Raw genomic sequence first — 23802 nt, forward strand, 5'->3', positions numbered from 1 at the left:
CTCAGCGTCGAACACGGCAGCCCGGCCCTGCGGCTGTATCAGCGGCTCGGCTTTCAGCCCGGCCCTGACAACGGGCTCTATTTACAGATGCAGCGGCCGCCCGCTCCAATCCGGAGTAGCCCACCCCCACCAATTATTTATTCGACGAACGACACGCTTTGAAATTGATTCTTGACCTATAACTTTCTACCTTCTGTGATGGCAATATGATTTCTCACAGCAAGCCGCAGTTCTGCGTGCCTCCTGTCTGTGTCCATCAGCCAATCATCGACACTAAAGCTGGACACGAACCCAAGACGGGTCGTACGGCAGGAAGCCTCAAAATGATAACAATGCTCACCACCCGTGGTGCCCGGCTGGCACGCAGACTGGCCGCCGTCTGCCTGCTGTTTCTCACCTTGCCCCTGGCCAGCCAGGCCCTAGCGGCTCCGACGATCACCAGTCCGGCCTCAGGCAGTACTCTGCCATCCGTCGCGGTCGGCCAGTCGATGAGCATCACCATCACCTCGAGCGGTGGCGCAATGCCTCTGGATCAGTGGGCGGAATGTAACATTGATGACCCTGACTACGACGGCATCACCCCCTGCCTGCCAGCAGGCTTGACCCTAGACGCCTCCCCGGGCAGCGCCACGACGACACTGCATGGTACGCCGACCACGGCGGGTACCTACACCTTCAGTATTTCCCTCAATGACGGCTTGAACCAAGCCGGCGTTGCCACCTACACCCTGGTGGTCACCGGCTCCGCCGTACCCACCCTGACGGCAGTCGCCCCCGCCACCGGCACCACCGCAGGCGGCACTTCGGTCACCCTGACCGGCACCAACCTGACCGGCGCAACGGCCGTCAGCTTTGGCGGAACGGCAGCCACCGGCTACACCATCAACAGCGCCACCAGCATTACTGCCACCACCCCGGCCCATGCCGCAGGTATCGTGAACGTGTCGGTGACCACCCCCGGCGGTAGCGCAACACGGACCAACGCCTACACCTATGCCGTGCCAGCGCCCACCGTCGGCCCGGTCAGCGCTACGGTTGCCGCCAACAGCAGCGCCAACCCGATCACCCTGAGCCTCAGCGGCGGCGCCGCCAACAGTGTCGCCGTGGCCAGTGCAGCCAGCCATGGCACCGCCACCGCCAGCGGCACCAGCATCACCTACACGCCAACCGCCGGGTATTCCGGGCAAGACACATTCACCTACACCGCCACCAACGCCAGCGGCACCTCCAGCCCGGCCACCGTGACGGTGACCGTCAGCGCCCCGACGCTGGCCATCACCCCAACAACCGTACCCAACGGCACGGTGAGCACCGCCTACAGCCAAACCATCAGCGCCACCGGCGGCACCGCGCCCTACACCTACGCCATCAGCGCCGGCAGCCTGCCGGCCGGCCTGAGCCTGAACACATCGACCGGCACCCTGAGCGGCACACCGACAGCCTCCGGTACCTTCAACTTCACGGTGCAAGCCACCGATGCCAACAGCGCAACAGGAGCGCGCGCCTATAGCGTTCTCATCAACGTCGCACCGCCCATCGCCGGTAACGTCAATGCCATCGTCGCCGCCAACAGCAGCAATAACCCGATCACCCTGAGCCTCAGCGGCGGCGCCTCTACCAGCGTCGCTGTGACCAGCGCAGCCAGCCATGGCACCGCCACTGCCAGCGGCAACAGCATCACTTACACCCCGACCGCGGGCTATTCCGGGCAAGACAGCTTTACCTACACCGCCACCAACGCCAGCGGTACCTCCAACTCGGCCACCGTGACGGTGACCGTCAGCGCCCCGACGCTGGCCATCACCCCAACAAACGTACCCAACAGCACGGTGAACAGCGCCTACAGCCAAACCATTAGCGCCACCGGCGGTACCGCGCCCTACACCTACGCCATCAGCGCCGGCAGCCTGCCGGCCGGCCTGAGCCTGAACACATCGACCGGTACGCTGAGCGGCATACCGACAGCCTCCGGCACCTTCAACTTCACCGTGAGAGCCACCGATGCCAACAGCGCGACGGGAGCACGCGCCTATAGCGTTATCATCAGCGGCATCCCGCCCGTCGCCGGTGCCGTCAGTGTCACAGTCGCCGCCAACAGCAGCGCCAACCCGATCACCTTGAACCTCAGCGGCGGCGCCGCCACCAGCGTCGCGGTCAGCAGCGCAGCCAGCCATGGCAGCGCCACCGCCAGCGGCACTAGCATCACTTACACACCAACCGCCGGCTATTCCGGGGCGGACAGTTTTACCTACACCGCCAGCAACGGCAGCGGCACCTCCAGCCCGGCCACCATCTCCATCACCGTGTCTGCACCGACCATCAGCATCAGCCCGAGCGTCTTGTCCGCGTTCATCGCCGGCAGCGCTTACAGCCAGACCATCAGTGCCACCGGCGGTACCGCGCCCTACAGCTACGCCATCACCTCCGGCAGCCTGCCGGCCGGTTTGAGCCTTAACACCTCGACCGGTGTGATCAGCGGCACCCCCACCAACCCCGGCGCCTACAATTTCACCGTGACCGCCACCGACGACAACAGCGTGACAAGCTCGCGCAGCTACAGTGGAACCGTCGCCGCAGCAACCATCATCGTCAGCCCTACCACCCTAAGTAACCTCACGGTGGGCACGGCCTTCAGTAACACCCTCAGTGCCAGCGGCGGCACTGCGCCCTATACCTTCACGATCACCAGCGGCACCTTGCCCACTGGCGCAACGTTGAGCACAGGCGGCATCCTCAGCGGCACACCGACCAGCGCCGGCACCTACAACTTCACTGTCACCGCCACAGACGCCAGCAGCACAACGGGATCTCGGGCCTATAGCGTAACCGTCAGCAGTAACCCACCCGTTGCTGGTGCGGTCAGTACTACGGTCGCCGCCAACAGCAGCGCCAACCCGATCACCCTGAACCTCAGCGGTGGCGCCGCCACCAGCGTCGCGGTCAGCAGTGCACCTAGCCATGGCAGCGCCACGGCCAGCAGCACCAGCATCACTTACACGCCAACCGCCGGTTACTCCGGGGCGGACAGCTTTACCTACACCGCCACCAATGCCAGCGGCACGTCCAGCCCTGCCACGGTCAGCCTGACCGTCAGCGCTCCAACCCTGAGCGTGGCCCCGGCCACCCTGGGCGCCGGCACCTCCGGTAGCGCCTACAGCGCCACCCTCAGCGCCACCGGCGGCAGCGCGCCTTACACCTACGCCATCACCAGCGGCAGCCTGCCGACCGGCCTGAGCCTCAACACCTCAACCGGTGTGATCAGCGGCACCCCGACCACCGACGGCACCAGCAACCTGACCGTGACCGTCACCGACGCCAACGGTGCGACCGGCAGCCAGCCTTACTCGATCACCATCGCCGCCGTACCGATCACCGTGCCGGCCTCCAGCCAGATCATCGTGGCCGGGCAGGCCACCACGGTTGACCTGACCCAAGGCGCCACCGGTGGCCCCTTCATCGACGCGCTGCTGGTGTCGGTGAGCCCGGCATCGGCCGGTACCGCGACCATGGTCGGGCCGTACTCACTGCGCTTTGTACCTGCGGCCGCCTTCGCCGGCACCGCGGTCGTCACCTTCACCCTGCGCAGCAACAGCGGCGCCAGCGCCAACGGCACCTTTGCCTTCACCGTGCAGACACGTCCCGACCCTTCCAAGGACGCGGAAGTGCTCGGCTTGCTCAACGCCCAGTCGCGGGCTGCCGAACGCTTTGCCAGCACCCAGATTGATAACTTCAACCGGCGCCTGGAGCAGTTGCACCGGATGTCCTGCGACCGCAACTCGTTCAATGCCAGCATCAGCAAAGACGGCAAGGACGTGCCGCTGCAGGAGATCGGCAAAGCCGTGCAGAACGAGCTGAACGGCTCGGCCAACAAAACCGCCGAAGAGAAACGCCAGGCGGCCGCCAGCGCCGCAGAAGGTTGCCAACAGGAAGCCGTGGCGTTCTGGACCGACGGTTTCGTCAACAGCGGTTCGACCCACGCCCGTGGGGCCCGGGACAACAGCTTCACCACCCTGGGCTTGAGCGCCGGCGTCGACTATCGCCTGTCGCCGAAGGCGATTGCCGGTGTCGGTATCGGCTATGGCAACGACCGCAGTGACATCGGCGACAACGACACCCGCAGCGAAGGCAATGCCATCGCCATCGCCACCTACCTGAGCGTGAACCTGGCGCCCCAGGTGTTCGTCGACGGCTTGCTGGGCTACAACCGCATCTCCTTCGACTCGCGCCGCTACGTCAGCGATGCCGCCGCCGGTGACCTGGCGCGGGGTTCGCGTGATGCCGACCAGTTGTTCGCCTCGCTCACCGGCAGCTATGAATACCGCCAGGGCCCGATCTCGCTGACGCCTTACGCGCGCTTCAACGCCAGCTTCACGCGCCTGGACGCCTACCGTGAAAGCGGCGGCGGGGTGTATGGCCTGTCCTATGAAGAACAGCGCCAACAGAACTACACCTCGTTCCTCGGCGTGCGCACCGGCTACGACCTGATGACCCCGATCGGGATCGTGACACCACGGGTCGGCCTGGCCTGGGGGCACAACTTCAGCAGCAGCAGCGACTTCAAGATGCGCTACACCGACCAGGGCGATGCCGGCCAGTTGTACCGGATCAAACCCGACCCGCTGGACCGCAACTTTGCCGACCTCGACCTAGGGGTGGACTTCAACCTGGGCCCGACCTGGCAGATGGGCGTCTCCTACAAGACCGCCCTGGGCTCCGACGAGCGCAGCGACACCTTCCGCCTGGGCGTCAACGGACGCTTCTAACGCCACCGATACTGCGCCGCCGGCCCTGGGTCGGCGGCGCAGCGATCCACCCAAGCCTCTCTCTCGCACCCCGCGAACGCCCAGCGTCCGCGGGGTGTTTTTTTTCCGCTCACCCAGGCTCACCCGGCCCTGCACCAAGGCACAGCCCGCGCCGAGAAAAATCGCCGGCTCACGGCACGTGACTTGACCGCGCATCGACCTGTCACAGCAACAACAGCCCATCACTGCCTGCAGGCAGTGATCGCAAGCGCCAACAACAAGACCAACATGGCCCAGACCGCATGCACCCGCAAAGAACCGCCCTGCACAACGAACTCCACGCCCGCCCGTCGCTGTACTTCGACGAGCCGGCCCATGTGTTTCACCTGGCCTTCCTCGGCGGCGAGCAGGCCTGCAACGCGCTGCTGCTGGCCTGCTGCGCCGCCTTCGAGCCAAACGCCGCCCAAGGCATCACCCAGCTCGACGGCCATCCGTTGAAATGGGAGCGCCATGGTGAGTTCTTCACCCTGACCCTGGTGATCACTGCCAGCGCCCAGCCCCTTGCCTGGGCCACCCTGCCCGAGTGCCTGGCCCGCCACGTTGAGGCCCATCGGCAGCAGATCATCAACAGTGTGCAGATCGTGGTGCGCGGTGAAGAAGACTTGGACCTCGCCCACTACGGTTTCAAGGACCCTTGCGGCTCGTGCGTGGGCGGCGGTGACGCGGTGGTCTGGAGCGACTTTCGCCTGGACCAAGACGGCAGCAACCGCTTGCTCTTCGTCAATCGCCGGCTGAACGCCTATCGCCAGGGCCGGATGATCCGCCGCCTGTTGGAGATCGAGACCTATCGGATGATGGCCTCGCTGTCGTTGTCCACGGCCAAGGCGCTGAGCGCGCAGTTGGAGGGCTACGAGCAGACCCTGGTGAGCCTGTCGGAACGCAATGCCGACACCGCCGGTGGCAACGCCAAAGGGTTGCTGGCGGACATTTCCAACCTGTCGGCACAGGTGGTCAGCAGCGGCGCCAAGACCCGTCACCGCTTCAGCGCCACCCAGGCCTATGCGCAATTGGTGTTCGAGCGCCTGGGAGAACTGCGCGAAAGCCACGTCGGCGATTGCCAACGCCTGGGGGTGTTTATCGAGCGGCGCTTCAAGCCCACCGTCCGCTATTGCGCCGCCACCGAACAGCGCCTGGAACACCTGGCCAAAAACGTGGCCAACCTGGGCGACCTGCTGCAGGCTCGGGTACAAGTGGAAATGGAAGAACAGAACTCGGACATCCTCAACAGCCTCAACAGCCGCGCCGATGCCCAGATCAAGATTCAGCGCGCGGTGGAGGGCCTGTCGATCATCGCCATCACCTACTACCTGCTGAACCTGCTCAAGCTGGTGTACTCGGGCGTGCACCTGCTGGGCGTCGACATCGCTCCCCGCGAGGCCATGCTGGCCATGGCGCCCCTGGCCATCGCCATCCTGGTGCTGATTCTGATGCGCATCCGGCACGTCAAGGCGCACTGACGGCGCGCTCCGGCCGGCGTCGAGCGCGGCGGCCAACAGCCAGGCGGGGGCTGTCGGCAGGCTGCGCGGGGGGTGTTTCACGCCCTGTTGTTGTGCAGGCCCTGGGGATGACAGCAGCGGTTGCGCAATCGGTCGTTTGCCACCGCTGAACAACGTCATCCGCTGCCAGCGGCCGTTCGCACCACATAAACACCCCCGCGTTTTGCCAGAGACTTCCACGGCTGTTCGCTCGGTGCCCGATGGATCTGGCCGCGGCCCTGATCCCCGGCACGGGGCTTCCTCCCTCCCTAGAATGGAAGACTCGTTATGCCTCGTTTCATGCTCAGTGCGTTGACCCTTTCCCTGGCCATGACGGCCATCATGCCGGCCGCCAATGCCGCCCCCTTGCTGGACCTGGCGCCCGGGCAGACCCGCGCCGACAGCCTGCCGGAACAAAACAACACCTGGCTGGAAATCGATCAGGCGGCCTTTGAAAGCAATATCGCCACCTTGCAACAGCGCCTGGCGGGCAAGAGCCAGATCTGCGCGGTGATGAAAGCCGACGCCTACGGCAATGGCATCGGCTTGCTGATCCCTTCGGCGATCAAGATGGGCATCACTTGTGTCGGCATCACCAGCAACGAAGAAGCCCGCGTCGCTCGGGACAAAGGCTTCAAGGGCCGGCTGTTGCGCCTGCGCAGCACCACCTTGGGGGAAGTCGCCAGCGCCCTGCCCTACAACGTCGAAGAACTGGTGGGCAACCTGCAGGTGGCCCGCGAGCTTGACGCACTGGCCTCTCGCGAAGGCCGCAGCCTGACGATTCACCTAGCACTGAATTCAGCGGGCATGGGCCGCAACGGCCTGGAAATGAGCACCCCCGAGGGGCAACAACAGGCCCTAGAGCTGACCCGTCTCAAGCACCTGAACCTGGTGGGGATCATGACCCACTTCCCGGTCGAAGAACGTGAGGACGTGCTCAAGGGCCTGGCCACATTCAAGCAGCAATCGGGGTGGCTGATCGAGCACGCCAAGCTCGACCGCAGCCGCCTTACCCTGCACTGCGCCAACACCTTCACCACCCTGGAAGTGCCCGAGGGCTGGCTCGACATGGTGCGCCCGGGCGCCGCGCTGTACGGCTATCCGGTGGGCGGCCACGAGGAGTTCAAGCGAGTCATGCAGTTCAAGTCGCGGGTGGCCGCGGTGAATGCCTACCCGGCCGGTAGCACCATCAGCTATGACCGCACCTACACCCTGAGCAAGGATTCGCTGATCGCCAACGTGCCGGCCGGCTACTCCGACGGCTACCGCCGCGCCTTCTCGAACAAGGCCTCGGTGCTGATCCTCGGGCAACGGGCGCCGGTGATCGGCAAGGTCACCATGAACACCCTGATGGTCGATGTCAGCGGCATCAAAGGGGTGAAGGCCGGTGATGAGGTGGTGCTGTACGGCAAGCAGGACCAGGAAGAAATCACCCAGGGTGAGCTGGAGACCATCAACGGCGCCCTGCTGGCCGATCTCTACACCATCTGGGGCAACTCCAACCCGAAAATCCTCAAATCCAGATAACCCTCGGTCACGCAGGCCACCCGCACCACGCCCTGGGCGCAGACATGATCAGTAGCCTTCGATCATGTCGGCCGCCTGCTGGGTGGCCTGGCTGGTGCGGGTGGCCAACTTACGCACTTCGTCAGCGACCACGGCGAACCCTCGCCCGGCCTCCCCGGCGCGAGCGGCCTCGATGGCCGCATTGAGCGCCAGCAGGTTGGTCTGGTTGGCGATGCCCTGGATGGCGGCGACGATCTGCGTCAGCTTGGTGAGGTTGCCCTGCATGGTCTGGTGCTGGCGCTCCTGGGCTTCACGCAACTGGCCCTCCTCATGGCTCGCGTGGATGTCGGTGATGGCGCCCACCACCCGCAGCGCCGAGCCATCGGCCGCGCGCCGGGTCTGGCCACGGCCGCGAAACCAGCGGTACTCGCCGTTCTTGTGGCGCAGCCGATAGTCCACGTCAAAGGGCGTCTTGCCACTGCGGTCATCGACATGGGCGACAAAGGCAGCGATGGCCCGCTGGCGATCCTCGGGGTGCAGGCGCGAGGTCCAGGCATCCAGGGTGTTGGGGAACTCTTCGGCATTGGCATGGCCCAGCAGACGGCGCATCTGCGACGACCACCAGATGGCGTTCTGCGGATTGGCCGGGTCGCCGGCGACCACTTCAATGTCCCAAAGCCCGTCGTGGAGCATTTCCCGGGACACCTCGAAACGGGTGGCCGCCAGGGCCAGCTCATCGTCCTGCAAGCGTCGCTCATGAATATCGCGCAAGGCCCCGGCGCTGGCCAGCGGCTGGCCCTGGGCGTCGCGACGGGTTTCGCCACTGATACTGCACCAGCGGTGGTCACCCTCGCCCAGCACCATGCGCACCTCCAGGGCAAAGGGTGTGCGGCCACTGCGGTCGGCCAGGTGCCGGACCAGGGCATCGACGAAGCACTGGCGGTCGTCGGGGTGCAGGCGCTGGCCCCAGAGGCCGAACTGCTCGGGCATCTGTGCCGGGTTCGACCACCACAGCGGCGCGGCCGCATCCGGGGCCGTGCTAGCGCCGTGCTGCAGTTCCCAGAACAACGCACCGGCGCCCTGCGCGGCCAATTGCCAACGGGCCTCCAGGCGCTGCCACTGGGCCTCACGTTCGGCGATGCGCGGGGCGAACTGTTGCACGTCGTGGCTCAACTCCTGCACCTGTTTATGCAGCTCGCGACGCTCGCTGAACAGGCGCTCGACACTGCCCAGAATGCGCTGCAGCAGCGGTTCGGTGGACGCCAAAGGCGCCTCGGCGGTGTCGAGGGTGTCGGGTTGCTCCAGCCTGTTGGCCAAAGCAGCCAACAGCCGGCGGGGCCTTGCACTGAAAAACAACATACGGCACCTCTGAATCCATGAAGTTGTGATGGCCGGTCACAGTGACCGGTGAAGGGTCCATAACGCCTGAGCGCAGGGCAGCCGCTCAGGGCGCTACCTGGGGCGGCTGGAAGGCGGCCGCCCCGGGCAACCCGGACCAGGCCTGTGGGCCGGCGAGGATCTCCTCGGTGCTCAACAGGCACGCGTCGAGTTCACGCTGCAGGCGCTCCAGGTCCAGGCCCTGGCCGATAAACACCAGTTCCTGGCGGCAATCGCCAACGATGTCGTGCCATTTGGCCTGGATCCCCTGCCGGCGATACCCGTCCTGGGGCCACTGCGCCTGATCGATAAAGGCCCACCAGCGGCCGACCGACTCCCAGAAAAACTGCCCGGCACTTTGTGCCAGCAAGCCAATGTGCAGATGCTGGCTGGCCACCCAGAAATAGCCTTTGCTGCGCAGCAGTCGCCCGTTGGCCCAAGGCCGTTGCAGAAAGTCCAGCAGGCGCTGGGGATGAAACGGTGCACGCTCGCGGTAGACCCAGGAGGCGATACCGTAGCTGTCGGCCTCTGAGGGCGGCTCATCGACCGCCTCCAGGTGGCGCATCCAGCCCGGCGATTGGGCCAGGCTCGGCAAATCGAAGCGGCGGGTGCCGAGGACCTGGGACAGGTCAATGGCGCCGTGGGCCATGGGCAGGATCTGCGCCCCCGGGTTAAGGCCTGCCAACACCGCCCGCAGCGCCAGGAAACCCTCCTCACCGATCAGGTCCAGGCGGCTGACCAGAATGGTGTTGGCGTACTCCACCTGCTCGATCAACAGATCGCACAGGGGCTTTTGCCCGTCGGCCAGGATTTCGGTGGACGCCAGCAGCGCCTGGAAGCGACTGCCGTCCACCACCGTGACCAGGGTGTCGAGCCGCGCCAGCTCGCTCAGGCTGAAGCCCTGGGGGTCGAGGAAGGCAAAGGTCTCGGCCACCGGCATCGGCTCGGAAATCCCCGTGGACTCGATCAGCAGATAATCGAAGCGTTGCTGGCGCGCCAACTGGCTGATCTGCTCCAGCAGGTCGGCGCGCAACGTGCAGCAGATGCAGCCGTTGCTCATTTCCACCAGTTCGTCGCTGCCACGGTGCAGCGCCACGCTGCGCTGCACCTCGTCGGCATCGATGTTGACCTCGCTCATGTCGTTGACGATGACCGCCACCCGCAGCCCGGCGCGGTTGCGCAGGATGTGGTTGAGCACGGTGGTCTTGCCCGCGCCGAGGAAGCCCGAGAGCACCGTCACCGGCAGGCGGATCGGCAGCGCGTGGTTGCTCATGGGACCACCGCGTGCCCGTCCTGAACCTTGTCCAGGTAGCTTTCGAACAGGTCCACCACCACCCGACCATCGTCGGCGGCGTCACCCCACAGGTCGGTGACCTTGAACTCGACGTGGTAGGTCGGTTGCGGCACCGCGCTGAGGTCGCCATGGCCGATGGTGTCGGGGAACGGCCACTGTTCGTGGGTACGGTGCAGGATCACCCCTTCCTTGCCCCGTACATACGCTGGCATGCGAATGTGCCCTGCCACGTATTCATCGCGGACCCGCACCCGGTCGCCGACGGCAAAGGGTGCGCGCCCGGTGATGGCCGGGCGGCCCTGGGAATGGGCCGGGTTGGCCAACTTGAACGGGCTGCCCAGGGCCTCATCGAGCTCGGCCTGGGTGATGACCCCGGTCTCCACCAGCAAGGTCGCGGTGGCAATGACGTAGCGTTCGTAATACTCGGTGCCGACGTGCTGGCGCACATCCAGGCGCTCCACGGCGTGGCGCACTTCGTCGACGCTGAATTTTTTCAACTGGTCCACGCCTATGAACATCAGGCTGTAGGCCAGGTGTTCCCAGTCCTGCTTGAACACCGGCTGGTAGCTCAGGCTGTTGATGCGATGGGGCACCGGGCCAAAGCCCTGGAAACCGCCGAGATCGTGAAAGCCGTCCATATCGAATACCTCGAAGCCAAGAAGTTTGTGGGGGGTGCGACTCAGCCTGCGCTGGGCAGGGCAACGCCAATCAGCACGTCCTTGGTGACGCATTTCTGCAGCTCTTCTTCGCTCCAGTTCTCAGTCCCGGCGGGCCTGACGGGCAACACCAGGTAGCGGGTTTCGGCGGTGGTGTCCCACACCTTGACCTGCATCTCGGCAGGCAACTCGGTGCCCAGTTCGCGCAGCACCGTGCGCCCTTCACGGACCAGTCGGGCACGGAATTCGAAGCCCTTGTACCACTCGGGCGGCAAGCCCAGAACCGGCCAGTTGGTACAGGAACACAGGCTGCAGACGATGACGTTTTTCAGGGTCGGCGTGTCTTCCAGGGCGACGATGTATTCGCCCTGCGGGCCGGTGTAGCCGAACTGCGCGCAGGCCGCCGTGCCGTCGCGGAGCAACAGCTCGCGAAACGCCGGATCAGTCCACGCCTTGGCCACCACCCGGGCGCCGTTTTGCGGGTTCCACTGGTGTTCCATCAACTGGGTCAACTGCTCGATGTAGCCATCGGGAACCAGCGCCCGGTTCTTCATCACCTGCAACAGGGCTCGCGCCCGCTCGGCAGGCGTTGAGGGGGTTGCACGGGGTGCGGAGGTGCTCATGGGGTCAATCCTCATCGGTCAATACGGTGAAAAATCCACGTGGGCGCTCGGTTTCTTGATGACCGAAGACGCCCACGGCGAATCAGAGCGTGCGCCAGTCCACGTCGGCTTCGAAGGCCGCTGCGGCCTGGTAAAGGGTGCCTTCGGCGTAGTGCTTGCCCACCAGCATCAGGCCCACGGGCAGGCCGTCCACCAGGCCGCAAGGGATCGACATGGCCGGGTGGCCGGTGATGTCCTGGGCGGCGGTATTGCCGATCATTTCCAGGGCCCGGGCCACGTATTCGCTGATCGAGCAACCGGGGGCCGGGTGGGCCTGGGCGATGATCGGCACGGTGGGCATGACCAGCAGGTCAAAGCGTTCCAGGGCCTTGTCGTACCCGGCCCGGGCAAAGCGCGCGATGTTCTGCGCCTTGGCGTAGAAGCGGCCGTTGTAGCGCTCCAGGCCAAACTGACCGACGAACATGCACAGTTTGAGTGAGGCCGACAGGCTGTCCGCCTGCTCGCGCCAACCGACCTGTTTGTCCAGCAGGCCGACGTCGTACAGGCCTTTCCAGTTAAAGCCGGCGCCGTTGCCGTGCATCATTTGCATGGTCAGGCCTTCGCAACCGATGGGGTGCCACAACGAACCGGCGAGGTTGTGCTCAGGCACCGAGACCTCCTCGACCTCGGCGCCCAGCGCCTGGAGCCGGGCGATGGCGTTGCGCACCGTGTCGACGACACGCGGGTCCTGGTTGGCCAGTTGGAACCCCTCTTGCAGAATGCCGATGCGCAACCCGCTGACGCCGCGCTCCAGGTAGTCGCTGTAGGCATCGACTTGGGGCGCCGCCTGACGCGGGTCAAGCCCGTCGGCGCCGGCCATGACTTCCAGCATCAACGCGTTGTCGCGCACGTTGCGGGTGATCGGCCCAACGTGGTCGATGGTGGCTTCGATTGCCATGATCCCGGTGTAGGGCACCAGGCCGTGGGTGGGCTTCATGCCATAGGTGCCGCAGAACGCCGACGGGATGCGGATCGAGCCGCCCTGGTCGCCACCCACGGCCATGTCCACATCACCGGCGGCCACCAGCGCGGCGCTGCCCGAGGACGAGCCGCCCGAGGCAAAACCGCGGCGATGGGGGTTGTGCACCGGTGCCGGATCGGAGGTGTGGCTGCCGCCCGAGAGGCAGTAATGCTCGCACGTGGCCTTGCCCAGCACGTTGGCCCCAGCGTCCAGCAAGCGGGTGACCACGGTGGCGTCGAACGACGGCACAAAGCCTTCCAGCAGCGCAGCGCCGTTCATCATCGGCACGCCGGCCAGGGAGATGTTGTCCTTGAGGGCCACGCTTCTGCCCGCCAGCTTGCCGCCGGCAGCACCCTGCACGTGGGTTTTGTAGTACCAGGCGTTAAGCGGGTTTTCCGCGGGACCGGGACGGTAGCTCGGGCCGCGCTCGTAGGTCACCGCAGGGGTGAAATCCGGCAGCTCGTCGACCAGGTCGTATGCATCGAAACTCGACTGCATCAAGGCCAGGTATTCAGCGGCTTGCTCGTGGCTCAGCCGCATGTTCAGGCGGCCGGCGATGTCCAGCAGTTGATCGAGGGTGGGGCGAACGATTGCCATGGTGGGTTCCTGTCCTTATTGCGTTCAACCCCCCGAGGCCGGGGGCTTGGAAAGTGTTCGGGGTGACGGCGTGCCTGCCACTGCCAGCCCAGGCAGGCGCGCCGACGCCCGACCCGGGTTAAAACACCCGGGCGTAACGCAGGTTCATGCGGAAGTCTTCCTTGGCGCCGTTGTCCACCGACAGGTCCTTGCCCAGTTGCAACTGGATCTGGTCTTGCGCGGTGAAGAACTTGGTGGCGGTCACCCGGAAGTTAGTGGTGCCCAGTTCGTTGTCCTGGTTGACCCGCTCGACATTGGTCTCGCCGCCCCAGCTACGCCCGAAGCCGATACCAAAGGCGGTGGTTGCGTCCGGCATGTAGCGGCCCATGATTTGCGCGGCGTAGGAGACGTCTTGCTCCATGCGGTTGGCGGCCGGGCCGAAATCGTTGTTGTCGCCGTACCAGGTGGCACCGCCCACCAGGTCCATGGCCCATTTTTCCGTGAAATGTTTGACGTAGGCGCTTTGCAGTTCGAACTTCCAGCGGTTCTCGCCGATGTTCAGCGGGTCGTTCTTGTCGTAGTCGCCGGTGGGCACGAACACGTAGGGCGCCAGGCTCAGGGTGTCGCGGGCTTCGTTGAGCCGCCACTTCAGTGGCGCGGTGAGAATCAAGTCGCCAATGCCGCTGGTGCTGCCCAGGGCCGAAGCATCGCCGCCGCTGGACACGTGGCCGAACGGCAGGAGGAACTGCGGATCGATGGTCACGGTATCGCTCAGGGCGTAGACGTGCAGCAGACGCAAGATGCCGACATCGGACGTCAGGTTGAAGTCCGAGCTGCTCTTGTGCCCGTTGGCGTACAACGAGTCGGTGGTGGAATGCTGGTAGTAGATAGCGCCGATGGTGGCGCCCACTGGGTATTGCTCATAGTCGCCGGGGGCCACTTCCACCGCTTGCGCCTGCAAGGCAGGCAGAACGGCACTGAGCATCAGCAGACGGGTCTTGTTCATGGTGAATTCCTTGCACAGGGGCGCCTGGCCGCCTCGGCGGCAGCCGGCTCGACATAGGGGTCAATGGGCGGGCTGAGTGCAGCCCGCGGTCTTCAAGGCGCGCGGTTCAACCTTGCGCAGGCAAGGCGTCGCGCAGCATCCCGGTCTGCGGGTGGCAATTGATGTACTCGAAGACCTGGCTCTTGGCGTCCGACACCGAGACTTCGTGGTACAGCCGCAGCTTGGCCAGGCCGGCGGCGACCCGGAAGAAGGTGACGAAGATGCGCAAGTGGGTCGGATGGGACTCGGCCCAGCGCTCCAGCTTCTCCACCGAACGCCAGTGGCCGATGTTGTAGCTCAGGTCGAGGAAGTTGCCGTCCAGGTCGATGTTGCGCACAAAGCGGTTGCTGTAGCAGCCCAGGGGCTGGCCGTTGTCGCGCAGGAAATCCATGCCGGCCTGCAGGGTTGGAAGTATCTCGTCGAGGTACAGGGAACGCTCCTCGGCCTCGGCTTCGGCCCAATCCTGGCCGGAGCGAATCAAGGCAATGTTGTCATGCCCCACGACCACCACGCGCCCACCTTGGGCCGGGTCGCCCGCCACCACACGCAATTCGCCGTTGGGCTGCATCCAGTCGGTCTGGGACACCGGGAAGCGGTCACGCATCGACCCCCAGTAGCCGTGTTCTTCGATCTCGCCGCTGGTGTTGTCCATGATGGCGCCGACCCCGGGCAACTGGTCGCGGAAGGCGTACAGCGTCTCGAACTGTTCGGCCCGTGGCGCGACGATCTCGCGGAAATAACCCAGGCCGTCGCTGAGGCGATCCGCCGATGCCCACCAGTCGTTGACCTCGGGAGAACGCAGCCAGCGGCAGTGGGCGGCCGGGTCTTTCCAGTAGCCGACGATCATCAGGTTGTCGTAGCCGCTGTTGTCGGTGTGGTGCGTCAGGTCATGGGTCAGCGGGCCATCGGCCAGGCTGAAACTGCTGACGATCTGCCGCATGGCCTGCAGGGCCGCTGCGCGCTGCTCCTCACCGCGATACTGCACACCCAGGTAGCCCATCACCACCTGCTTCAGTTGTTCATCCGCACGCCCGACCCACATCGGAAACGGCGGCTGGTATTCATCGGGGACGCGGCGAGACAGCGTCCGGGGGCACTTGAGGTGTTTGTCGATAGCGGATTCCATGATCACTCCTGGTGTTGTGATAATTATTGTTTGCACGGTCATTCAAAGGCGACAGAGCACACTTCGAGCATCCAGACCGGCATTGGATTCATGGGCAGAACGTCAATAAACAACTTGCATTTCTATCAAGACCCGCAACCAGGCCTTGACGTTTTTATTATCTAACTTCATTCAATACAACAGGGGGCGCACCGCCGGTGCCTGACCGCGTCCACGTCCTCACCCGGCTTCGCAAAAACCGCTCTGAACCAGCGATCTCAAGCGTATTTCCAGCGATAACCGGTCGAAAACGGCGGGCCCTAACCCGGTTCAAACCAACGCACCCAGCGTTGTCGACACCCGCGTGAAAGTTGCCCCAGCCAACACTCAAAGTAAGTTTCAAGTACTTCGATCAAGAAGCTGGAAGACTCTTCCGGCGCAATATCTCGACAATAAAGTGCGCGTATTTTTTCAGACAACACTTGCCGATCCGTTAAGTTCATAACCGTTCCCCACGGTGGGATAGTTGATACTTATGCCGACGTAGAGAAGTTATGCCGGGCGCGCCCCCTGTGCTTGGCTGAAAAAGACAACCTGTTGGTTGAGACGGACATCCCTTGAGCCAGCCCCCAACCCGCCGTACACGGGCGCAGGCACTGTTCCGATTTGGCACATTGACCCCGTTCCCGGGCCGCTATTGCCTCATTAAGTAGCACCGCAGCCCTGACCAAGGCGCGGATCGGCGGGGCAGCGGCTCGAACCGCACTCGGGCAACGGCGCTCCGGCACTGCGACAAGGGTCAGCCACGCGTCTGCCACGGCGTTGTGCAAGCGCAGGCGCGACGCCCCCGTCCGCGAGCGCCCGAATGGCCCGGGTTTTGCTTTTTGTTGGCGATCGACCGCCAAGGCCCAGCCATCACAGCACCCGTAACGCCATACGATCAGTAAGCGAATCTTTTAGAGGTACTCCCCATGACGACTGATTACTCGACCGAGACCGTCGCCAAACCGCACCGTTTTGAGTACTGGAAGGAAGTGGTATGCCGGCACTGCATACCGGCGGCAAGCCAGCCGATGGATGAACGGAATTTCGATGGCCAGCTGCACGTCCGCGGCCTGGGAGCCCTGGACATCTGTACCATCTCGTCGTCCCTGCACCACTGGGAACGCACCCCCCAGCACCTCAAGACCGGCCCGGACGACGACCTCTGGCTAGGCTTTCTGCAACGCGGCTATGGGCAGATGGAACAAGGTGGGCGCAAAGCCGTGCTGGGTGCCGACAACCTGATGCTCTATGACGCCGCCCAGGCGTTCCGCTTCAGCCTCGGCGGGACGGACAACCACCTGGTGCGCATTCCGCGCCACTTGCTCAGCAGCCGCTTGCCCGGCGTGGAAAACCTCACCGCCGAAGTGCTCGATGACCAACGCCCCGGGGTCACGCCATTGCGCGAGATGCTGCGCCAGGCCGTCACCGCGCCGCCCAGCCTGAACAACAGCGACTTTTCCAATCGCTTCGCCATGACCCTGCTGGACCTGGTCGCCCTGAGCCTGGAAGTGCCGCAACTGGAAACCCTCAGCGACGAGCGTGACCTGTATGGCCGGGTGATGAACTACATGCACAAGCACCTGACCGACCAGGAACTGTCCATCGAACAGATCGCCAAGGCCCATCACGTGTCCACGCGCACCGTCACCCGGGCCTTCGCCCGGCATCAGAAGACGCCCATGTCCGAGTTGTGGCAGGCGCGCCTGCAAGCCAGCCGCACCGCCATCGAGCGCGGTCAGGCGCGGAGCATTTCCCAGGTCGCCCTGGACTGCGGCTTCTCCGACCTGTCCCATTTCAGCCATGCCTTTCGCAAGGCCTTCGGCGTCGCCCCGCAAACCCTGATGCGCCGCAACTGACCCCCTCCCGGTCGCCGGCCTGGCGTACCCCACTGGCACAGGAACGTGCCGCCCTGCCCTCTGCCCCGCCCCCTCAAAATGGCACCTGCGCCACCGCCCTTGCCGCTTCACAGTCGCGCCTTGAACAGCACGGGTTTCAGCCCAGGCTTGTCAGCGGGCGCTATTTCCGTAAACAATAATAAATAATCATTCTCAATTGCGATCACTCCCATGTCCGGCTCCGACTCCCCTGTGCTGCACCGGCTCTACAGCGAACACAACGGCTGGCTCAATGGCTGGCTGCGCGCACGGCTGGGTAATTCGAGCGATGCCGCGGACCTGGCCCAGGACACTTTCGTGCGGGTGTTGATGGCGCGCAATGTCGAGGCCATCCGTGAACCGCGCACGTACCTCAGCGCCATCGCCCGGGCGCTGATGATCGACAAGTTCCGCCGCCGTTCGGTGGAACAGGCCTACCTGGAAGTCCTGATGCTGCGCCCGGAGCCGCTGGACATTTCCCCGGAAACCCGCCTGCTGATCCTGGAAACCCTGACCGCCGTGGACGCCATGCTCGACGACCTGGGCGAGCGCACCCGCACCATATTCCTCACCTTGCAACTCGAAGGCTTGAGCTATGTCGCCACCGCCGAGCGCCTGGGCGTGTCGGTGACCACGGTGAAGAAGCACATGATCCGCGCCATGACCCATTGCCTGATGCTGGTGGAAGATTGAAACCGATGCCCGCCGCCCTCGACCGCCAGGTCTTGGAAGCCGCCGCCACCTGGTATGTGCAACTCAATGCCACGCCGCCCAGCGACAGCGAGCGCCAGGCCTGGCGCGCCTGGCTGGAAGAAAGCGCGGCCCATGCCCAAGCCTGGGCCCGGGTCGAGAAACTGCAGCGGCAACTGGGCGTGCTGCCTCACGCCGTGGCCTTGCCAACCCTGGCCGGCGTGCGCGCTCGGCGTCGAGCGGTGCTCAAGACCCTGGGCCTGCTGCTGGCGGCCGGCGCCACCGGTTGGGGCGCGCTGGAGCTCGACCCGCTGCCGGCGCGGATGGCCCAGTACCGCACCGCCAAAGGCCAGCGACGCCACCTGCAACTGGCCGACGGCAGCCAACTGGACCTCAACACCGGCAGCGCCGTGGATGTGCGCTACAGCGAGCGCATGCGCGAGATCCAACTGCACCACGGCGAAGTGCTGATCCAGACCGCCGTCGACCCCGCTGGCCGGCCCTTTATCGTGCACACCCCGGAAGGCAGCGTGCGCGCCCTGGGCACGCGCTTCGCCGTGCGCAGTGACTCCGGGCATACCCAGGTGCAGGTGCTGGAGCACGCGGTAGAACTGCGGCCTCTGCAGGAAACGAATCGGGTGCTGCGCCTGGAATCCGGCCAGCAGGCCGGCTTCGACCGCCATCAACTGGACGCGCCGAGTGCCCTGCCCGCCGGCTCCGACGCCTGGGCCCAGGGCATGCTGATGGCCGTCGACTGGCGCCTGGATGACCTGCTCAAGGAAATCGCCCGCTACCGCAGCGGCGTCCTGCAGTGCAGCCCGGCAGTGGCCAACTTGCGCCTGTCCGGGGCCTTTCGCCTGGACGACAGCGACACCCTGCTGGAAAACCTCGGCACCTCGCTGCCGGTGCGCGTGCGCTACCTGACCCGCTATTGGGTGCGCGTTGAAGCGGCGTGAAATGTGGGTATGGGCGTACGGGTGCTGGATCTGTGTTGGCTGGACATAAGTCATCGCTGGCAAGCCAGCTCCTACAAGGGTGTGGGGTGTCGCGTTTTCTGTAGGAGCCGGCTTGACGGCGATGACGGCGATGACGGGTGTAGTGCAAAAAATCATGCTGGGGGTTGCCGATTTTCATTCTCATCCGGCCAAGCACTGAAGCGGCGATAACGGCCGCACCTTTGCCACGCCAACCGAAGGAAGTGTTCATGCCCCGTTTTTCCCTGCGAGCGGCCCGGCCCCTCGCCAGTGCTGTGCACCTGGCCCTGTTGGGCCTGACCGTCACGCCACTCGCGGTGTTGCCTAGCCAAGCCAGTGCCCAGGCCGAGATGCTCAGCTACAGCATCGCCGCCGGCCCCCTGGCCAGCGCCCTGAGCCAATTCGCCGCCACCTCCCGCGTGACCCTGTCATTTGCCAGTGAACAGACCCTTGGCCTGGAGTCCCCCGGCCTGCAAGGTGTGCATTCGGTCGAGGAAGGCTTGCGCCAACTGTTGGCGAACAGCGGCCTGCAGGCCCAGCGCCAGAGCAACGGCGGCTATGTGCTGGTGCCGGTCAAGGCGCTCGGCGACACGGCCCTGGAACTGACGGCCCTGAGCATCTCCGGCAAGGCCCCGGGCTCGACCACCGAAGGCACCGGGTCCTACACCACCGACTCGTCCAGCAGTTCGACGCGGCTCAACCTGTCCATCAAGGAAACCCCGCAGTCAGTGACGGTACTGACCCGCCAGCGCCTGGAAGACCAGAAGCTCGACAACCTCACCGACGCCCTGGACGCCACCACCGGCATCACGGTGATTCGCGAAAGCCTGGGGGCCGACAGCACCAGCTACCTGTCCCGCGGTTTCCCCATCGGCAACTTCGAGATCGATGGCGTACCGACCTCCTCGCGCATGGACAACTACACCCAGAACACCGCGATGTACGACCGCGTGGAAGTGGTGCGCGGCGCCACCGGGCTGATCAGCGGCCTGGGCAACCCATCGGCGACCATCAACCTGATCCGCAAGCGGCCCACCAGCGAACCCCAGGTGATTCTCAGCGCCGAAGCCGGTAGCTGGGACCGCTATGGCCTGGGGGTGGATGTCGGCGGCGCGCTGAACGACAGCGGCACCGTGCGTGCGCGCCTGGTGGCCGACAGCAAGGACCAGCACGCCTGGATCGATCGCTTCAGCCAGGAACTGTCCACGGTCTACGGCATCACCGAATTCGACGTCACTGACTCGACCCTGCTGACCCTGGGCCTGAGCCACCAGACCACCCACAGCAACGCGCCGATGCGCACCGGCTTCCCGCTGTTCACCACCGACGGCGGCAAGACTGACATCAAGCGCTCGTTCAACACCTCGCCGGACTGGAGCTACTACGATCGCCAGCAGAGCACGGTGTTCGCCTCCGTCGAACAGCACTTCGACAACGGCTGGAGCGGCAAGCTGGAGTACAGCCACACCCGCAACGACTACGACACCGTGGTCGCCTATATGGCCGGCGAGATCGATACCCAGACCGGCGCCGGCGCGGTGATCATGCCGACCCGCTGGCAGGCCACGCCCCAACAGGACAACCTGGACGCCTACCTGACGGGCTCGTTCCCACTGCTGGGCCGGGAGCACGAGCTGATTGGCGGCGTCACCCTGTCGCGCCTCGAAGAACGCGGCACCCCCAACTACGGTGGCTGGCAACGGCCCGGCTCGGGCTACAACGGGGTGATCGGCAACATCTACGACTGGGACGGCAGCGCACCCAAGCCGACCTTCAACAAAGTCGGCGACAGCGACCTGACCGAAACCCAATACGCCGCCTACCTGACCTCGCGCTGGCACCTGACGGACGCCGCCAGCCTGATCCTTGGCAGCCGCGTGGTGGACTGGCAGCGCGACAGCACCAGCCGGCTGTACGGCGGGGCGACCACCAAGACCGACCGCACCGAGACGGGGATCTTCATTCCCTACGCCGGCTTCGTCTACGACCTGAACGACACCTGGACCGCCTACGCCAGCTACACCCAGATTTTCAATCCGCAGTCGGCCACGGTCCGCGACGTCAAGGGCACGCCCCTCGACCCGCAGGAAGGCACCGGCTACGAAGTGGGCCTCAAGGCTGGGTTCTACGAGGGCCGCCTCAACACCAGCCTGGCACTGTTTCGCGTCGAGCAAGACAACCTGGCCGTCGCCGATGGCAGCAACCTGGCGCCCAACGGCTTCCAGGCCTACCGGGCCGAGAACGGCACCACCAGCGAAGGGGTGGAGCTGGAGGTCAATGGCGAAATCAGCGAGGGCTGGCAGTTCACCGGCGGCTACTCCTACAGCGTCAGCTTCAATGATGACGACCGGCGCATCGTCACCGAGATCCCGCGCAACAGCGTCAAGCTGTTCACCACCTACCGCCTGCCCGGGGCCCTGGACAAACTCACCGTGGGCGGCGGCCTGAACTGGCAGAGCGAGGCCGGTTACGACCTGAGCTACGCCACCACCCAGAGCAGCTACGCCCTGGCCAGCGTGATGGCCAAGTACCAGATCAGCCCGTCGCTGACGGCCTCGGTCCACGTCAACAACCTGTTCGACAAGGAGTACTACACCACCACGGCGGCCGGGCTTTACGGCGCACCGCGCAACTTCATGACCACCCTGCGCTACGCCTACTGAGGCCGTGCAGCCCGCCGCTGTGCCAGGCGGCGGGCTGCAAGGGCAGCAGCGGTTTACCACGCCTCCCTGCGACAGACCGCCGCAGCCCTTTCCCTTCCTGCTTCCAACACGCCCTCCAACAGCTCGCCACCCGGCGCGGCCTTGGGCACAGGGCACCCGCGCCCGGCAGAAGCTGCGTCATCCTGTCGCGCCCCCACTGCCCCTGTAGAGGCGGGCTTTTTCGACCTCAAGCCCGGACGATTAAGGCAAAATGCCTGCACCCGAAACGGGCGTGGCCAAGGTCGGATTCGAACAGCTGCACGCCCCCCTCGCTGGACTCGTCGATGGTTTCACTCAAGCGCATCAGCCCCTGGATCGCCTGCCTGGCCTTGCTGCTCAACCTGCTGGCCATGCCCATGAGCCGAGCCACGCAAGCCCCGGACGCACAACTGATGCTGTGGGGTGGCTTCTGCTCGGCCAACGCTGCCCAGGCGCTGCCAGCCGACTTCGACACCCTGCTCGATGTGCTGCCCACCCGCCCCGATAACCGCCCGATGCAGCATGGCGAATGCTGCTGCGGCCATGGCGGTCTGGCGGCCGTACCGGGCAATTACTATCGCCACCCTTTGCCGCGCTACAGCGCCGACATCGCCCTCGACTCCCCCATCCTGCCGACCCTGCACCCCCGAGTGCGCTGGCCCAGCCTGACGCCTCGCGCTTCACCCGGCGCCTGATTGCCACCCCGTCTTTATTCCCGGGTGTCGGGCGCGCCTGCGTGCGCGTGTCACCGCCCCGGCAACGTCATTGGTTATCAGGAAACCTGCGTCATGCCTGTGTTTACCCCCCTGCCCCACACCAAAGTTGTTCCCCTGCCTGCCTGCACATGGTCGCTGCTGACTTGCGGCCTGTTTGCCCTGACGCCGCTGTCCAGCGCCCTGGCTGAAACCGCCCGGGTCGACGACTCGGCCCTGACCCTGGGCACCGTGACCGTGCAGGGCGCCAGCCACAACGGCCCCCTGAGCAGCAGCCGGGTGTTGAGTTCGGTGGACATTCTGGGAGCCGACCTCCTGGAAAAAATGCCGGTCGACTACAGCTGGGAACTGTTCAGCCGCGCCCCGGGTGTCATGCTCACCGAGTTCAACCAGGGCACCACCTCCGGCAAAATTTCCTTTCGCGGCTTTAACGGCGAAGGCGAGGTCAACGCGGTCAAGCTGCTGATCGACGGCATCCCGAGCAACAGCAACGACGGCAACATGCCGTACATGGACATGATTTTCCCCTTGGAGCTGGACAGCATCGAGGTGGTGCGCGGCACCAGCGATGCCCGCTATGGCCTGAACAACATCGCCGGCAACGTCAACATGCTGACCCGCACCGGCGGCGACTACAGCAAGGCACGGGTCCGCTACGGCAGCTTCAATACCAGGGAAACCCAACTGGCCAAAGGCATCGAAAGCAGCAATTGGACCCAGAACTATTTCTTCGCCTACCAGAAGGCCGACGGTTACCGCGATCACGCCGAGGCGGACAAGTTTTCCATGTCCGGCAAATGGTTCTACACCCCGGACGACGACAGTTACCGCATCGGCCTGATCGCCCGTCACTACGAAACCGAGGCTCAGGAACCCGGCTACTTGAGTGAGGAGGACGCTCGCCGGCACCCCACCATGACCAACAGTTACAACGCCACCGACAAAGGCACGCGGCGGATGAACCAGGTCAGCCTGCACTTCGATACCGACCTGGCCGAGAACCTGGCGTGGTCGGCGAAAACCTACGTCAACACCTTCGACGACCGGCGCTGGACCCAGTACTGGCGCACCAGCTCGCAACAGGAACGCGACACTTACGAAACCCAGTACGGTGCCCTCACCGCCCTGACCTGGCGCCCTGAAGTCAGCTGGCTCTACGACTTCGCCCTGGAAGGCGGCGCGGATGTGCAACAGCAACAGAACAAGAGCGAGCGCTACCGCACCCGGGACCGAGCGCGACTGGCACAAACCCGCGACCAGCAGTTCGATTTCGACACCTACGGCGCCTACGTGCAGGCCGAGATCAAACCGTTCGAATCATTGAAAATCGTCCCGGCCTATCGGGTCGACAAGATCCAGGGCGACT

General features: G+C 65.0%; 15 protein-coding genes and 2 pseudogenes. 9 read left to right on the forward strand and 8 right to left on the reverse strand.

Translation table 11 applies throughout. The features are described 5' to 3' along the window. Nucleotides 1–323 precede the first annotated feature (323 nt). From M1B34_RS11570 to alr, 3 genes are all read left to right on the forward strand, one after another. Complete coding sequence (locus tag M1B34_RS11570) at nucleotides 324–4763, forward strand: putative Ig domain-containing protein (RefSeq protein WP_268265213.1); 4440 nt, start codon at nucleotides 324–326, stop codon at nucleotides 4761–4763. 281 nt (nucleotides 4764–5044) lie between these two features. Further along, the gene (locus M1B34_RS11575) at nucleotides 5045–6259 is read left to right on the forward strand and encodes a DUF3422 domain-containing protein (RefSeq protein ID WP_268265214.1); all 1215 of its coding nucleotides are present in this window, start codon (nucleotides 5045–5047) and stop codon (nucleotides 6257–6259) included. 306 nt (nucleotides 6260–6565) lie between these two features. Further along, complete coding sequence (gene alr / locus M1B34_RS11580; protein WP_268265215.1) at nucleotides 6566–7804, forward strand: alanine racemase; 1239 nt, start codon at nucleotides 6566–6568, stop codon at nucleotides 7802–7804. A 60-nt stretch (nucleotides 7805–7864) separates the two neighbouring features. On the opposite strand, the pseudogene M1B34_RS34065 reads toward alr, so the two are convergent. The 8 genes and pseudogenes from M1B34_RS34065 to oxdA all read right to left on the reverse strand — a co-directional run. Next, nucleotides 7865–8149 (reverse strand): annotated as a pseudogene (locus M1B34_RS34065) (methyl-accepting chemotaxis protein); the annotation flags it as partial. Next, nucleotides 8135–9142 (reverse strand): annotated as a pseudogene (locus tag M1B34_RS33735) (PAS domain-containing protein); the annotation flags it as partial. The pseudogenes M1B34_RS34065 and M1B34_RS33735, both read right to left, overlap by 15 nt. 85 nt (nucleotides 9143–9227) lie before the next feature. After that, entirely contained in the window at nucleotides 9228–10433 is a 1206-nt protein-coding gene (locus tag M1B34_RS11595) for a GTP-binding protein (RefSeq protein WP_268265216.1), read from the reverse strand. Continuing rightward, nucleotides 10430–11092: a nitrile hydratase subunit beta gene (nthB, locus tag M1B34_RS11600; RefSeq protein WP_268265217.1), complete on the reverse strand. Its 663-nt coding sequence runs from the start codon at nucleotides 11090–11092 to the stop codon at nucleotides 10430–10432. Before nthB ends, M1B34_RS11595 begins: the two co-directional genes overlap by 4 nt. Nucleotides 11093–11133: 41 nt before the next feature. Then, on the reverse strand, nucleotides 11134–11733 hold the full coding sequence (nthA, locus tag M1B34_RS11605) for a nitrile hydratase subunit alpha (protein ID WP_268265218.1): 600 nt from the start codon (nucleotides 11731–11733) through the stop codon (nucleotides 11134–11136). 82 nt (nucleotides 11734–11815) lie between these two features. Next, a complete protein-coding gene (locus tag M1B34_RS11610; RefSeq protein WP_268265219.1) occupies nucleotides 11816–13330 on the reverse strand; it encodes an amidase in 1515 nt (504 codons plus the stop codon). 118 nt (nucleotides 13331–13448) lie between these two features. Further along, entirely contained in the window at nucleotides 13449–14315 is an 867-nt protein-coding gene (locus M1B34_RS11615; RefSeq protein ID WP_123333885.1) for a transporter, read from the reverse strand. 106 nt (nucleotides 14316–14421) lie between these two features. Beyond that, the gene (gene oxdA, locus M1B34_RS11620) at nucleotides 14422–15480 is read right to left on the reverse strand and encodes an aliphatic aldoxime dehydratase (RefSeq protein WP_123333887.1); all 1059 of its coding nucleotides are present in this window, start codon (nucleotides 15478–15480) and stop codon (nucleotides 14422–14424) included. 950 nt (nucleotides 15481–16430) lie between these two features. On the opposite strand from oxdA, the gene M1B34_RS11625 reads away from it, so the two are divergent. The 6 genes from M1B34_RS11625 to M1B34_RS11650 all read left to right on the forward strand — a co-directional run. Beyond that, a complete protein-coding gene (locus M1B34_RS11625) occupies nucleotides 16431–17360 on the forward strand; it encodes an AraC-like ligand-binding domain-containing protein (protein WP_123333889.1) in 930 nt (309 codons plus the stop codon). 210 nt (nucleotides 17361–17570) lie between these two features. Then, nucleotides 17571–18071 carry a sigma-70 family RNA polymerase sigma factor gene (locus M1B34_RS11630; RefSeq protein ID WP_268265220.1) on the forward strand — a complete coding sequence of 167 codons (501 nt, stop codon included), beginning with the start codon at nucleotides 17571–17573 and terminating at the stop codon, nucleotides 18069–18071. A 5-nt stretch (nucleotides 18072–18076) separates the two neighbouring features. Next, the gene (locus M1B34_RS11635) at nucleotides 18077–19024 is read left to right on the forward strand and encodes a FecR domain-containing protein (RefSeq protein WP_268265221.1); all 948 of its coding nucleotides are present in this window, start codon (nucleotides 18077–18079) and stop codon (nucleotides 19022–19024) included. A gap of 248 nt (nucleotides 19025–19272) precedes the next feature. After that, the gene (locus M1B34_RS11640) at nucleotides 19273–21705 is read left to right on the forward strand and encodes a TonB-dependent siderophore receptor (protein WP_268265222.1); all 2433 of its coding nucleotides are present in this window, start codon (nucleotides 19273–19275) and stop codon (nucleotides 21703–21705) included. Nucleotides 21706–22028: 323 nt separating this feature from the next. Further along, entirely contained in the window at nucleotides 22029–22418 is a 390-nt protein-coding gene (locus M1B34_RS11645) for a DUF2946 family protein (RefSeq protein WP_268265223.1), read from the forward strand. Nucleotides 22419–22511: 93 nt separating this feature from the next. Beyond that, a partial coding sequence (locus tag M1B34_RS11650; protein ID WP_425273510.1) for a TonB-dependent receptor occupies nucleotides 22512–23802 on the forward strand: 1291 nt, incomplete at its 3' end.

It is taken from the genome of Pseudomonas morbosilactucae (assembly GCF_023241715.1).
GTDB lineage: Bacteria > Pseudomonadota > Gammaproteobacteria > Pseudomonadales > Pseudomonadaceae > Aquipseudomonas > Aquipseudomonas morbosilactucae.

Excerpts from the sequence above, each read along its gene's own strand:
- M1B34_RS11595 (WP_268265216.1), bottom strand. The coding sequence starts at position 10,433 with ATGAGCAACCACGCGCTGCCGATCCGCCTGCCGGTGACGGTGCTCTCG.
- M1B34_RS11625 (WP_123333889.1), top strand. The coding sequence starts at position 16,431 with ATGACGACTGATTACTCGACCGAGACCGTCGCCAAACCGCACCGTTTT.
- M1B34_RS11635 (WP_268265221.1), top strand. The coding sequence starts at position 18,077 with ATGCCCGCCGCCCTCGACCGCCAGGTCTTGGAAGCCGCCGCCACCTGG.
- M1B34_RS11575 (WP_268265214.1), top strand. The coding sequence starts at position 5,045 with ATGCACCCGCAAAGAACCGCCCTGCACAACGAACTCCACGCCCGCCCG.
- alr (WP_268265215.1), top strand. The coding sequence starts at position 6,566 with ATGCCTCGTTTCATGCTCAGTGCGTTGACCCTTTCCCTGGCCATGACG.
- M1B34_RS11630 (WP_268265220.1), top strand. The coding sequence starts at position 17,571 with ATGTCCGGCTCCGACTCCCCTGTGCTGCACCGGCTCTACAGCGAACAC.
- M1B34_RS11645 (WP_268265223.1), top strand. The coding sequence starts at position 22,029 with ATGGTTTCACTCAAGCGCATCAGCCCCTGGATCGCCTGCCTGGCCTTG.
- M1B34_RS11615 (WP_123333885.1), bottom strand. The coding sequence starts at position 14,315 with ATGAACAAGACCCGTCTGCTGATGCTCAGTGCCGTTCTGCCTGCCTTG.
- M1B34_RS11570 (WP_268265213.1), top strand. The coding sequence starts at position 324 with ATGATAACAATGCTCACCACCCGTGGTGCCCGGCTGGCACGCAGACTG.
- oxdA (WP_123333887.1), bottom strand. The coding sequence starts at position 15,480 with ATGGAATCCGCTATCGACAAACACCTCAAGTGCCCCCGGACGCTGTCT.
- M1B34_RS11640 (WP_268265222.1), top strand. The coding sequence starts at position 19,273 with ATGCCCCGTTTTTCCCTGCGAGCGGCCCGGCCCCTCGCCAGTGCTGTG.
- nthB (WP_268265217.1), bottom strand. The coding sequence starts at position 11,092 with ATGGACGGCTTTCACGATCTCGGCGGTTTCCAGGGCTTTGGCCCGGTG.
- M1B34_RS11610 (WP_268265219.1), bottom strand. The coding sequence starts at position 13,330 with ATGGCAATCGTTCGCCCCACCCTCGATCAACTGCTGGACATCGCCGGC.
- nthA (WP_268265218.1), bottom strand. The coding sequence starts at position 11,733 with ATGAGCACCTCCGCACCCCGTGCAACCCCCTCAACGCCTGCCGAGCGG.